Origin of the sequence: Mycobacterium sp. SMC-15, assembly GCF_045310925.1 — a bacterium.
GTDB lineage: Bacteria > Actinomycetota > Actinomycetes > Mycobacteriales > Mycobacteriaceae > Mycobacterium.
Genome location: NZ_JBJIAJ010000001.1, coordinates 506486 through 518873, shown reverse-complemented (window position 1 = coordinate 518873; position 12388 = coordinate 506486). Strand labels below are relative to the sequence as shown.

15 protein-coding genes are annotated in these 12388 nt (G+C 67.2%); 10 read left to right on the top strand and 5 right to left on the bottom strand.

The window, feature by feature from the left end; translation table 11 throughout:
• Nucleotides 1–59: 59 nt before the first annotated feature.
• Both ACJH71_RS02515 and ACJH71_RS02510 read right to left on the bottom strand, forming a co-directional pair.
• Nucleotides 60–857 carry an ABC transporter ATP-binding protein gene (locus ACJH71_RS02515; RefSeq protein WP_406756439.1) on the bottom strand — a complete coding sequence of 266 codons (798 nt, stop codon included), beginning with the start codon at nt 855–857 and terminating at the stop codon, nt 60–62.
• A 299-nt stretch (nt 858–1156) separates the two neighbouring features.
• Nucleotides 1157–1951, bottom strand: a complete 795-nt coding sequence (locus ACJH71_RS02510; protein WP_406756438.1) for a hypothetical protein — start codon at nt 1949–1951, stop codon at nt 1157–1159.
• 71 nt (nt 1952–2022) lie between these two features.
• Between ACJH71_RS02510 and ACJH71_RS02505 the strand changes: the two genes are divergently transcribed.
• The 9 genes from ACJH71_RS02505 to ACJH71_RS02465 all read left to right on the top strand — a co-directional run bounded on the left by ACJH71_RS02505 (nt 2023) and on the right by ACJH71_RS02465 (nt 9679).
• Nucleotides 2023–3018 (top strand): hypothetical protein, encoded by a 996-nt coding sequence (locus ACJH71_RS02505; protein WP_406756437.1) that lies wholly within the window; start codon nt 2023–2025, stop codon nt 3016–3018.
• Nucleotides 3015–4022 carry a hypothetical protein gene (locus tag ACJH71_RS02500; RefSeq protein ID WP_406756436.1) on the top strand — a complete coding sequence of 336 codons (1008 nt, stop codon included), beginning with the start codon at nt 3015–3017 and terminating at the stop codon, nt 4020–4022. Before ACJH71_RS02505 ends, ACJH71_RS02500 begins: the two co-directional genes overlap by 4 nt.
• Before the next feature lie 17 nt (nt 4023–4039).
• Nucleotides 4040–4882 carry a sugar phosphate isomerase/epimerase family protein gene (locus ACJH71_RS02495; protein WP_406756435.1) on the top strand — a complete coding sequence of 281 codons (843 nt, stop codon included), beginning with the start codon at nt 4040–4042 and terminating at the stop codon, nt 4880–4882.
• A gap of 42 nt (nt 4883–4924) precedes the next feature.
• Nucleotides 4925–5767, top strand: a complete 843-nt coding sequence (locus ACJH71_RS02490; RefSeq protein ID WP_406756434.1) for a thioesterase family protein — start codon at nt 4925–4927, stop codon at nt 5765–5767.
• Nucleotides 5768–5885: 118 nt separating this feature from the next.
• The gene (proC, locus tag ACJH71_RS02485) at nt 5886–6746 is read left to right on the top strand and encodes a pyrroline-5-carboxylate reductase (protein WP_406756433.1); all 861 of its coding nucleotides are present in this window, start codon (nt 5886–5888) and stop codon (nt 6744–6746) included.
• A 139-nt stretch (nt 6747–6885) separates the two neighbouring features.
• A complete protein-coding gene (locus ACJH71_RS02480) occupies nt 6886–7095 on the top strand; it encodes a helix-turn-helix domain-containing protein (protein ID WP_024442553.1) in 210 nt (69 codons plus the stop codon).
• A 195-nt stretch (nt 7096–7290) separates the two neighbouring features.
• On the top strand, nt 7291–7392 hold the full coding sequence (locus ACJH71_RS02475) for a 30S ribosomal protein bS22 (RefSeq protein WP_003402602.1): 102 nt from the start codon (nt 7291–7293) through the stop codon (nt 7390–7392).
• 138 nt (nt 7393–7530) lie between these two features.
• Complete coding sequence (locus ACJH71_RS02470; RefSeq protein ID WP_406756432.1) at nt 7531–8646, top strand: SDR family oxidoreductase; 1116 nt, start codon at nt 7531–7533, stop codon at nt 8644–8646.
• Between the two features lie 4 nt (nt 8647–8650).
• Nucleotides 8651–9679, top strand: coding sequence for a lysophospholipid acyltransferase family protein (locus ACJH71_RS02465; protein ID WP_406756431.1), 1029 nt, complete (start codon nt 8651–8653; stop codon nt 9677–9679).
• Between the two features lie 102 nt (nt 9680–9781).
• Here the strand turns inward: ACJH71_RS02465 and ACJH71_RS02460 are convergent, their stop codons facing one another.
• The 3 genes from ACJH71_RS02460 to ACJH71_RS02450 all read right to left on the bottom strand — a co-directional run bounded on the left by ACJH71_RS02460 (nt 9782) and on the right by ACJH71_RS02450 (nt 11840).
• Nucleotides 9782–10309, bottom strand: a complete 528-nt coding sequence (locus ACJH71_RS02460; RefSeq protein WP_406756430.1) for a MaoC family dehydratase N-terminal domain-containing protein — start codon at nt 10307–10309, stop codon at nt 9782–9784.
• Nucleotides 10310–10437: 128 nt separating this feature from the next.
• Nucleotides 10438–11328 carry an HAD family hydrolase gene (locus ACJH71_RS02455; RefSeq protein ID WP_406756429.1) on the bottom strand — a complete coding sequence of 297 codons (891 nt, stop codon included), beginning with the start codon at nt 11326–11328 and terminating at the stop codon, nt 10438–10440.
• Between the two features lie 56 nt (nt 11329–11384).
• Nucleotides 11385–11840: a nuclear transport factor 2 family protein gene (locus ACJH71_RS02450; RefSeq protein WP_406756428.1), complete on the bottom strand. Its 456-nt coding sequence runs from the start codon at nt 11838–11840 to the stop codon at nt 11385–11387.
• 144 nt (nt 11841–11984) lie between these two features.
• On the opposite strand from ACJH71_RS02450, the gene ACJH71_RS02445 reads away from it, so the two are divergent.
• The gene (locus ACJH71_RS02445) at nt 11985–12245 is read left to right on the top strand and encodes a glutaredoxin family protein (protein ID WP_406756427.1); all 261 of its coding nucleotides are present in this window, start codon (nt 11985–11987) and stop codon (nt 12243–12245) included.
• The last annotated feature ends 143 nt before the right edge of the window (nt 12246–12388 follow it).

Genomic DNA, 12388 nt, shown 5'->3' with positions numbered 1-12388 from the left:
GAATGCGTGTTTACGGACGGCTCGGAAGTTGATTATCCGTAGCAGGCCGAATGTCGCGGCTAATGTTCCGCGAGCCATGTCACATTATTTGCCGCGTGAGCCATTCCGCTGTCCGTCTCAACTTCACCGTCGAGCAATGAAATCAGACGAGGAGCGTCGTCAGCTATTTTCCGGTCGTGGGTCACCAAAACAATTGTCTGGCCCGCGGCATTCAAGTTATACAGCGCATCGATAACTCGCTGGCCATTAACGGTGTCCAGGTTTCCGGTCGGCTCATCGGCGAGAATCACGTCGGGCTTCATGAAAAGCGCCCGGGCCACGGCCACGCGCTGCTGTTCGCCGCCGGACAATTCCGAGGGGACACGCTTGGACTTGGCAGCCAGCCCGACCTGGTCGAGCAGGCTCATCGCGTGGGCGTGCTGGCCGCGGCCGGATCTGCCGGCCAGCAGGCCTGGGAGCATCACATTCTCGACCACCGAGAGGCCCGCCAGAAGGTTGAAGGCTTGGAAGACGTAACCGAGCGTCTGGCATCGCACGGTAGCCAACTGCTTGCGTGAGAGCTGCGAGACGCTCTGGCCGTTGATGAGGACATCGCCACTGGTCGGCATGTCCAACAGGCCGAGAATGCTCAGCAGGGTGGACTTGCCCGAACCGGAGGGGCCGACCATCGCGACGAATTCGCCGCGGGTTATCTGGATATCGATGTTGCGCAAAATCGGCGTGGCAGTATCGCCCTCACCGAACTGTTTGTTGAGTTTGCGCGCTTCAAGGACCACAGGAGGTCTCAGAACGACCGGCGGCGTGTGTCCGTTCCGGTTGAGCTCCATATCCACGGTATGCATCTCGGTCCTGATCATGAATCTCCGGCGGGCGTCGTAATATAGGCGATCATGCCCGCGTTGGGCGCGTTTCTCAATTCAGTACGCACTCCGCGAAGTTGGTGCGCTACGCGGCGCTATGGGCCGATCATACCGGCGCCGGTCGCCTGCCGAAAATCGTTCGGTCGTGACCCCGACCACCGGAAGCCGTCGCGTTACCCGGACGATCCCGCCGTCAGCCGGCGGTGGCCGTAGCGCCGCGCTGGCGATAAAGTGCCGGTTGACCTGCAGCTATCCGAGTCATGAATTTGCGGCCACCCAAGTGCACGATGCTCCGGTCAGGTGCTCTGGGTCGCCCGGGTCGCGGGGTGAATGGCCACCAGGCCGAGTTCGTTGCGCCGCTCGCAGATTGCCGCCAATTCCGCATAGGCCTTGGCGCCCAGCAACTCGGTCAGTTCGGGCGCCAGACTCTGCCAGACCTGCCGGGCGCCGACGTGGGCTGCCGGGTCGCCGGTGCAGTACCAGTTCAGGTCCTCACCGCCCGGCCCCCAGCCGCGGCGGTCGAATTCGGTGATCGTGGTCTTGAGGATTTCGGTGTCGTCGGGGCGGGTGACCCAGTCCTGGCTGCGCCGGATCGGCAGCTGCCAGCACACCTCTGGCTTCATCGTCAGGGGTTCCACGCCCAGCCGGACGGCCTTGATGTGCAGGGCGCAGCCCGCGCCGCCGGCGAACCCCGGCCGGTTCAGGAAGATGCAGGCGCCCTTGACGGTGCGGGTGCGCAGTTGTTGCTCGCCGTCGTTCTCGTCGTATTCCAGGTAACCCTTGCGGCCCAGGCCTTTGTCGCGCAGTTGCCAGTCGGCGTCGGTGAGTTGGGCGACGGCGTCATCGAGGTTGGCCCGATCGTCGTCGTCACACAGAAAGGCGCCGTGGGAACAGCACCCGTCGTCGGGGCGGCCGGCCATGATGCCTTGGCAGGCCGGGGTGCCGAAAACGCAGGTCCAGCGGGACAGCAGCCACGTCAGGTCGGCGGCGATCAGGTGCTCGGGATTGTCGGGGTCGTAGAACTCCACCCATTCGCGAGGGAAGTCCAAATCGACCTCGCCGGGGTGGGGGCGGTGCTGCGCGGGGGTCACGAATCTCCAGGCTAGACCAGAAATTCACGTTGCCTCACCATGTCCGGGCCTCGCCCCACTAAGTTGGGTGCGTGCGATTAGGGGTGCTCGACGTCGGCAGCAACACCGTTCACCTGTTGGTGGTCGATGCTCACCGGGGCGGTCACCCGACTCCCATGAGCTCGACCAAGGCCACGCTGCGGCTGGCCGAGGCGACCGACAGCTCCGGCAAGATCACCCGGCGCGGAGCTGACAAGTTGGTGTCCACGGTCGGTGAATTCGCCACGATCGCAGCGAGTTCGGGCTGTGCGGAGCTGGTGGCCTTCGCCACTTCGGCGGTGCGCGATGCGTCCAACTCCGAGGAGGTGCTGGCCCGGGTGCGTTCGGAGGCCGGCGTCGAATTGCAGGTGCTCGCCGGTGAGGACGAATCCCGGCTGACGTTCCTGGCGGTGCGGCGCTGGTTCGGCTGGAGCGCCGGGCGGATCAACAACCTCGACATCGGTGGCGGTTCGCTGGAGATGTCCAGCGGTGTCGACGAGGAGCCGGACGTCGCGCTGTCGCTGCCGTTGGGTGCCGGACGGCTCACCCGGGAGTGGCTGACCGAAGACCCGCCGGGCCGGCGCCGGGTGGCGATGCTGCGGGACTGGTTGGACACCGAACTGGCGGGTGCCGCCGCGGCCGTGCTGGACGTCGGCCCGCCCGATCTGGCAGTCGCGAGCTCCAAGACGTTTCGTTCGCTGGCGCGGCTCACCGGGGCGGCTCCGTCGGCCGCCGGGCCGCGCGTACGGCGCACATTGACCGCCACTGGCCTTAGGCAGCTCATATCATTCATCTCTAGGATGACCACGGCTGATCGGGCCGAATTGGAAGGGGTGAGCGCCGAGCGAGCGCCACAGATCGTGGCGGGTGCTCTGGTGGCGGAGGCGAGCATGCGAGCGCTGTCGATCGAAACGGTGGAGATTTGCCCGTGGGCGCTGCGGGAGGGCTTGATCCTGCGCAGACTCGACAGTGAAGCCGACGGTGTCACCCTGTTCGGATCCCCGTCGATGGGCCTGGCCGCGGCGCGGTCAAAAGGAGGGGACCGATGAGTGGACCCAAGCCCGACCCCCGCGATGTCGAGACGCGACCCATCTCGGTTGCCGAACTGCTCGCCAAGAACGGCAACATCGGTGCCCCTCCGGTCACCGGGCGCCGCCGGCGCAGGCGCGGCAATGCCGACGCCGTCACGGTCGCCGAACTGACCGGGGAGATCCCGATCATTCGCGACGAAGCTCCGCCCGAGCCCGACGTCCCGGCCACGCCGTCGGCGAGTACCGACGGCGAACCCAGCGGTGCTCTGCCCATCGGTCCGGCACCCGGCTTCGTCGAGGAGGAGGACCGGCCTGCGACCGGGCCGCGTCCGGCGCAGCGGGTGGAGCCCGCCGAGCGGTCGGCAGCCGAGCCACGCTGGCCCAAATCCCCGCCGCAGCCCCCGCGTGGGATCGGCCCGGAGCAGAGCGCCTACCCACGGCCCATGCGCCGCTCCGAACCGCCCGTCGCCGAGAACGGCCAGCCGGCCGAGAACCGGCCGACCGGATCCGGTGCTGAACGGATGCGTCCGGATCCGGTTGACACCTACACCGATATCGCCGTCGACGTGATGGACGCCGAAGTTCGTGACGCCGCCCTGCCTACCGGGGACTCCGCATTCGTGCGGTCGTTCCTGACCAAGTCCGGCTCCACCGAACGGGCGGGCGGGTCAGCTCTGGTTGCCGACGCGGACGCCGAGGCCGCCGCCACCGACGGCGCTGCGGTGGCCGCCGACGCGGAGACGGGTGAGCCGTACGTCGGGCGCCCGGGTGTGGTGGGTGGCTTGCTGGTGGTGCTGCAGTCGATCCTGGCGGTGGTGTTCGGCGGCGGCCTGTTCATCGTCTTCGACCAGTTGTGGCGGTGGAACAGCATCGTGGCCCTGGTGCTCACGGTCCTGGTCACACTCGGTCTGGTGGCCGCGGTGCAGGCGGTCCGAAAGACCGTCGACATCGTCAGCACATTGATCGCGGTGGCGGTCGGTTTGCTGGTTACGTTGGGGCCGCTGGCGCTGCACGCTAATTAGCCGTTCACTATTACTTCGTGCGCCCTGCCATCAAGGTCGGATTGTCGACGGCTTCGGTCTACCCACTGCGGGCCGAGGCTGCCTTCGAATACGCGGCCCGGCTCGGCTACGACGGCGTCGAACTGATGGTGTGGGGGGAGTCGGTCAGCCAGGACGTCGGGGCCGTCCGGCGGCTGTCGCGCAAATACCGGGTGCCGGTGCTCTCGGTGCACGCTCCGTGTCTGTTGATCTCACAACGAGTGTGGGGCTCCAACCCGATATCCAAACTGGAACGCAGCGTTCGAACGGCGGAGCAGCTCGATGCCCAAACCGTTGTCGTGCATCCGCCGTTTCGCTGGCAGCGGCGCTATGCCGAGGGCTTCAGCGATCAAGTCGCCCACTTGGAGGCCACCAGCGATGTGGCGGTGGCGGTGGAGAACATGTTCCCCTTCCGTGCCGACCGATTCTTCGGCGCCGATCAGTCCCGCGAGCGGATGCGTCGCCGCGGAGGCGGTCCGGGAGCGGGGATTTCGGCGTTCGCGCCGTCCCACGATCCCCTCGACGGCAACCACGCGCACTACACGCTGGACCTGTCGCACACCGCGACCGCCGGCGCCGACGGCTTGGAGATGGCCCGCCGGATGGGCTCGGGGCTGACGCACCTGCACCTGTGTGACGGAACCGGGCTGCCGGCCGATGAGCATCTGGTGCCCGGCCGCGGCGACCAGCCCACCGCTGAGGTGTGTCAGCTGCTGGCCGCCAGTGACTTCACCGGTCACGTGGTGCTGGAAGTGACCACCTCGCAGGCGCGTTCGCCGCACGAGCGTGAGGCGCTGCTGACCGAGTCGCTGCAGTTCGCCCGGACGCATCTGCTGCGCTGATCGCCCGTCCATGTCGATCGCTGAGACACAAGGAGTCCTCGCGTGACCTCATCCACGTTGTTCACCGATGCCATGGCCCTGGTGCGCATCGACGGCCCCGACGACAGTGACGATGTCGCGTCGTTCACCGGTGAGCTCAATGAGCACTGGACCATCGGTCCGAAGGTGCACGGCGGCGCAATGCTGGCGTTGTGCGCCAACGCCGCCCGTACCGCCGTCGCCGGCGACGCGGCGGCGGAGATCCAGCCGGTCGCGGTGTCGGCCAGCTACCTGTGGGCACCCGACCCCGGCCCGATGCAGCTGGTGACCACGATCCGCAAGCGTGGCCGCCGGGTCAGCCTCGTCGACGTCGAACTCAACCAGGGCGAACGCACCGCGGTGCGCGCGGTCATCACCCTCAGTGAGCCGGAGCACCAGGCACCGCCACTGCTGTCGTTCAACCCGGTGGTGCCGTTGATGACGCCGGAGCCTCCGCCCGGCCTGGAACCGATCGGTCCGGGGCATCCGATGGAACACATCGTGCACCTGGCACATGGCTGCGATATTCGGCCGGCGCTGACCACACTCGGCCCGCGCTCGGATGGCGGCCCGCCGGTGATCGAGATGTGGGTGCGGCCCAAAGACGCCGCCCCCGACGTGTTGTTCGCGCTGCTGTGCGGCGATGTGTCGGCGCCGGTGACCTTCGCCGTCAATCGCAACGGCTGGGCGCCCACCGTGCAGCTCACCGCCTACCTGCGGGCCGTCCCGGCCGACGGCTGGCTGCGGGTGATCTGCAGCTGCGTGCAGATCGGTCAGGACTGGTTCGACGAGGACCACACCGTCGTCGACTGCGAGGGCCGAATCGTGGTGCAGACCCGCCAGCTGGCGATGGTGCCGGTGCGCTAGCGGGCGACCCGCTGCGCCCGGCTCCGCCGCGCTTGCGATCGCCCGGTGCGCTAGCGGGCGACCCGCCTGTGGACTGGGCTTCACCGCAGTCGTGCGCCGGGTCTGAAATGCTGTCGCCATGACCAGAATCGCGATCATCGGTGGCGGCAACATGGGCGAAGCGTTGCTTGCGGGGCTGCTGGCTGCCGGTCGCCCGGTCAAGGACCTGGTGGTCGCCGAGCGGTATGGCGAGCGGGCCCGGCAGCTGTCGGAGAAGTACTCGGTCCTGGTGACCTCGGTCGCCGACGCGATGGAAAACGCCTCCGTGGTGATCGTCGCGGTGAAGCCACAGGATGTGGATGCGGTGGTCGAGGAGTTCGCCAGGAGCGTTACCGCTGCCTCCGGGGACAGTGCCGAGCAGGTGCTGGTCACGATCGTGGCCGGTCTCACCACCGGGTACGTGGAGTCCAAGCTCCCGGCCGGCGCTGCCGTGGTGCGCGTCATGCCCAACACCCCGGTCAAGGTCGGCGCCGGCGCCAGCGCGCTGGCGAAGGGCCGGTTCCCCAGCAATGCACAGGTCAGCGAGGTCGCCGCGTTGTTCGAGTGCGTCGGGACGGTGGCGATCGTTCCCGAAGAGCAAATGGACGCGGTGACCGCGGTATCGGGCTCTGGGCCGGCCTACTTCTTCTTGGTGGTCGAGGCGCTGGTGGATGCCGGGGTTGCGGCCGGACTGAGCCGGCAGGCGGCCACCGACTTGGCGGTGCAGACGATGGCCGGTTCGGCGCAGATGCTGCTGGAGGAGCGCGGCGAGGGCGAGGGGGCGGCGAACGCGGGCATCGACACCGCCCCGACCCACCTGAGAGCGATGGTGACTTCGCCCGGGGGGACCACCGCGGCCGCACTGCGGGAATTGGAGGCCGGTGGCCTGCGGACCTCGATCGATCGGGCGGTCCAGGCCGCAAAAACACGCTCTGAGCAGCTAAGAATGACACCAGAGTAATTCACTTATTTTTCACATATTGGCTCTCAGTAGTCGCAGGAACCCCATCCGTCCCGCTATTCTCCTCTATGTCTGTGCGTGTGGGCGCAGCGGAGGGGAAGCCGCTGAGACTGCACGTGCCTGATTGAAATGGGTAACGATGACGTCTGCGAACGGGCCTTCGGCGCGTGACACGACACAATTTCTCACCGTGGCCGAGGTGGCCGCGTTGATGCGGGTCAGCAAGATGACGGTGTACCGCCTGGTGCACAACGGCGAGCTGCCCGCGGTACGGGTGGGACGGTCTTTCCGGGTGCACGCCAAGGCGGTGCACGACCTGTTGGAGACCTCCTTCTTCGACGCGGGCTAACAAGAGCCGGTCGACAGGTAAGCGCCCCCCGGGCGTCGCCGCACGGCGACGCCCGGGGTCGGCTGTCTTGGCGGCCTTGGTGGTCGGGCCAGGTGCGGTTTTCCGGTCCGTGCCTGCCTACGGGTAAAGTAACCGGGTCGATCAAATTCAGCAGCGCCCATTCGTCGGCGCGGGCAGAAGCAGATAGCGGAGTTCATGGGTTCAGTCATCAAGAAGCGGCGCAAGCGCATGTCGAAGAAGAAGCACCGCAAGCTGCTTCGCCGTACCCGCGTGCAGCGCAGAAAACTCGGTAAGTAACTCCGCCCAGGCCCCTCCGAGCCGTGCCGAGCGTGAAGTTGGCTTCACGCTCGCGCACCGGGTGTGACGTTAGCTTCACACTCGACAACGAGCCGATCGCCGGTATTGCTTTTCCGGCCTGGCCGTTAGGCTGACGGGGTGGACGAGGCCGGACCCCCAAGCGACGGCACGCGAAGTGACGCCCGGCATTACCCCAAGGTTGTGTTGGTCACCGGTGCGTGCCGGTTTCTGGGTGGATTCCTCACCGCAAGGCTCACGCAGAACCCGTTGATCAACCGGGTGATCGCGGTGGATGCGGTCATGCCGAGCAAGGACATGCTGCGCCGAATGGGGCGCGCTGAGTTTGTCCGCGCCGACATCCGTAATCCCTTTATCGCCAAGGTGATTCGAAACAGCGATGTCGACACCGTCGTGCACGCAGCGGCGGCGTCGTACGTCCCTCGGTCCGGCGGTGGGGCGGCGCTCAAAGAGTTCAACGTGATGGGCGCGATGCAGTTGTTCGCCGCCTGCCAGAAGGCGCCTTCGGTGCGGCGGGTGGTGCTCAAGTCGACCTCGGAGGTCTACGGGTCGTGTTCGCGTGACCCGGTGTTGTTCTCCGAGGACAGCACCAGTCGCCGTCCGCCGACTCAGGGGTTCCCCCGCGACAGCATCGACATCGAGGGCTATGCCCGCGGGCTGGGCCGGCGACGGCCCGACATCGCGGTCACGATCCTGCGGATGGCCAACATGATCGGCCCGGCCATGGACACCGCGCTGTCGCGCTACCTCGCCGGCCCGCTGGTTCCGATGGTGCTGGGCCGAGACGCGCGCCTGCAGCTGCTGCACGAGCAGGACGCGCTGGGCGCCTTGGAGCGGGCCACCATGGCCAGCAAGGCCGGCACCTTCAACATCGGCGCCGACGGGATCATCATGATGTCGCAGGCGATCCGCAGGTCAGGCCGTGTTCCGATGCCGCTGCCGGGTCTTGGGCTGTGGGTCATGGATTCGTTGCGCCGGGCCAACAACTACACCGAGATCAACCGGGAGCAGCTGGATTATCTGAGCTTTGGCCGGGTGATGGACACGACTAGAATGCGAACCGAACTCGGGTACAGCGCCAAGTGGACCACCGCCGAGGCATTCGACGATTACGTGCGGGGTCGGGGGCTGAACCCGATCGTCGATCCCAAGTGGGTCCGTTCGGTGGAGCGGCGAACAGTGAGCGCAGCGCAGCGCATGGGGGATATCAGCTTCACCAGGGTGCGGGGAGGGTAACGCCATGGCTGAGGATTCGAAAGCGAAAGTAATTCCGCTGCACAAGCATTCGAGTTCCTTGCGTCGACACCCGTCGGCGCTGGCCGGCCCGGCCGAACAGGCTTCGGCCAAGCAGGTCGCCGCCGTCGTCCGCGAACTCGGCGAGCGCCGCGGCACCGGCGGGACCACCGGGGCCTCCGCCCCCACGCCGAGTGAATTCGCCACCCGGGTGGGTGCGGTCGCCGCGTTCCTGCGGGAGCGGATCACCGGCGACTACCAGGTCGACGAGTTCGGCTTCGACCCGCACTTCAACGAGGCCGTCGTGCTGCCGTTGCTCCGGGTGTTCTTCAACGACTGGTTCCGGGTCGAGGTCAGCGGTATCGAGAACCTGCCGGTCGATGGGCCCGCGCTGGTGGTGGCCAACCACGCCGGAGTGCTGCCGATGGATGCGCTGATGCTCTCGGTGGCGGTGCGCGACCATCACCCCGACCATCGGAACCTGCGGATGCTCGCCGCCGACCTGGTGTTCGATCTGCCGCTGATCGGTCCGACCGCCCGCAAGGCCGGCCACACCATGGCTTGCACCGCCGACGCCAACCGGCTGCTGGAGGCCGGCGAGCTGACCGCGGTGTTCCCGGAGGGCTACAAGGGCCTGGGCAAGCGCTTCAAGGACCGCTACAAGCTGCAGCGGTTCGGCCGCGGGGGCTTCGTCTCAGCGGCGCTGCGCACCAAGGCGCCGATCGTGCCCTGCTCGATCGTCGGCTCCGAGGAGATCTACCCGATGATCGCCGACGTCAAGCTGTTGGCTCGGCTGCTCGGCGTGCCCTATTTCCCGATCACGCCGCTGTTTCCGTTGGCCGGTCCCGTGGGTTTGGTGCCGATGCCGTCGAAGTGGCACATCGCCTTCGGAGAGCCGATTGCGACCACCGACTACGAAGCCGGTGCCGCCGACGACCCGATGGTCACCTTCGAGCTGACCGACCAGGTACGCGAAACCATTCAGCAGACGCTGTACCGGCTGCTGGCCGGTCGTCGCAACATGTTCTTCGGCTGACTTTTCGCGCGAGCTGGGGTCCCCTCTTTTGCGAGCGTGCGTGTCTGTACCCGACACACCGCGTCCGAGCGGTCAACTGTGCACCCTCGCGGGCAAAGCGGGCTACTTCTTGCCCAGGGCCCGATCGCGCATGGCCTCGAGGGCGGCGATTGTCTTGGCCTCGGTGTCGGCGTCCTGGTTGACCGACTCTCCGAGCATGGTGACCACGCTGGTCACCACCGGCTCGCCGTTCTCGTCGGTGACCTCGCTGCGGACCTCACTGACAACCGTGCCGTGCGATTCGATGACCGAGTCCAGGTAGGTGTCGAAGAACAACTTGTCACCGGCCACGATCGGCCGGTGGAAGGTGAACTTCTGGTCGCGGTGCAACACCCGGGAGATGTTGATCGGGAGGTCGAACTTGTCGAAGATCTCCAGCTGCACCTGTCGGCCGGCGACCGCCAGGAACGTCAGCGAAGCCACCAGTCCCGGATGCCCGGCTTTGGTGGCCGCGGCCTCGTCGAAGTGGGCCGGATGGTCATCTTTGACGGAGCGGGCGAACTCCCGGATCTTCTCCCGGCCGACCTCGAAGTAGTCCGGGAACCGGTAGTGCGCTCCGACCATCCGTTGCGACTCGGTGTGTACTGACATGCCGGTTTACCCCTCCGCTCGCCGTGGTGTTCGGCGGCGGAAGTTTATCAGCGAGCAGCTCAGCCGCGCTCGTTCCGGTGCGCCACGGTGCTTGATGCGGTCGACCGGTCCTCGCGCGCTTCGCAAGCTCAGCCGCGCTCGTTCCGGTGCGCCACGGCCGCAGCCAGGGCCCCGCCGACGGCCCCCAGTGCCAGCGCCGACGGCACCCCGATCCGCGCCGCCCGCCGTGCGGTACGGAAGTCACGGATCTCCCAGCCACGCTTGCGCGCCATCTCCCGCAACGCGGCGTCGGGGTTGATCGCCACCGCGGTGCCGACCAGCGAGAGCATCGGCACGTCGTTGAAGCTGTCGGAGTAGGCCGTGCAACGCCGCAGGTTCAGCCCCTCCCGGATCGCCAGGGACCGCACCGCGTGGGCCTTGCCTGGCCCGTGCAGGATCTCGCCGACCAGCCGGCCGGTGAACACCCCGTCTACGGACTCGGCGACGGTGCCCAGCGCACCGGTCAGCCCGAGCCGGCGGGCGATGGTCTCGGCCAGCTCGTAAGGGGTGGCGGTGACCAGCCACACCTGCTGGCCGGCGTCGAGGTGCATCTGGGCCAATTCGCGGGTGCCGGGCCAGATCTTGTCGGCGATGATCTCGTCGTAGATCTCCTCGCCCAGATCGACCAGCTCCGAGACCGGCCGACCTTCGATGAAGGCCAGGGCTTTGCGCCGGCCGGCCGCGACGTCGTCGCTGTTCTCCTTGCCGGTGAGCTGAAATTTGGCCTGGGCGTAGACGAACCCGATGACATCGCGATAGGTGAAGTAATTGCGGGCGGCCAGCCCCCGGCCGAAGTGCACCATCGAGGAGCCCTGGACCAGGGTGTTGTCGACGTCGAAGAACGCGGCGGCGGTCAGGTCGACGGGCGCGGGCGTGTCGGTGTCGGCCACATCGACCAGCGCTCGCTCTGCGCTGGCATCGGTGGCCGGCGATGTCACGTCGGCTGCGGTTACCCGTTCGGCCGGGCCCGGTGATGCCATCACCCGACTCCTTCCGCGGCTGGGCTGTGGGGCCGGTGCTCCGGCCGTCCACAACCCTATCCGGCTACCGGCCCGATGACCCCCAGGTGATCGCGTAGATCACCCTTGAGGTCGAACATCGAGTAGTCCCGGAAACTGAACCGCCAGATGCCGTCGACCCGCTCGAATCTGTCGTGATAGCGGCCCGCGGCGATCACCTGGAGCGCGACGGCGTCGGTCTGCTGCAGCACCGTGTAGTAGGAGCGGCATGTCGCGGTCCCCGCGTCCTCGTCGATGTCGAGGATCGGGTTGGTGATCACATGCTTGGTGCGCGGCGTGCCGTCGGCATGGATGGTGACCAGCCCGCGCCACAACTGCAGGATCCCGGCGCTGTCGAGGACGACCGTGCCCTCGGGGTCGGCTTTGATCTGGGCGTGGGTGAACAGCGCCGCGGCGCCGTCCAGGTCGCCGGCATCCATCAGCTCCGCGTAGCGGTACAGCAGGTTCGTGATCGACACAGCGCTGGAATTCATGGCTTGCTCTTGTCCGCCGCGGGTGAGGGTGCTGCCGGCCTGTGGCCGGTCACACCGTAAGTCAATTCAGGCCCGACCGGCGCGACAATCCAGAGAACCTCGGTGGCCTCGGCAGGCCGCCGATACCCCTGCAACACTGGAACCATGACCCGCCACCAGGTACAGCTGCTCACCCGGGAGGGCTGCCCGGTCTGCGTGCAGGTACACGAGCAGTTGGCCCGGCTGGCGGCCGAACTCGCGTTCGACCTGCACACAGTCGACGTCGACGCCGCCGCGGCGGCCGGTGACACCGCGCCGCGCGCGGAATTCGGCGACCGGTTGCCGGTGGTGTTGCTCGACGGACGAGAGCACAGTTACTGGGAGGTCGACGAGGCCCGCCTACGTGCTGATTTGGCGGTTTCCTGAGGCGGTTCCAGCTTCGCCTCTCCTGCGTCGAGCCTCGCTGAACCGCTCGCTCATACGGCGGTTCCAGCTTCGCCTCTCCTGCGTCGAGCCTCGCTGAACCGCCGAATTTGGTAGGCCAGCGCTTTAGCCTCTACCGTGGAGTG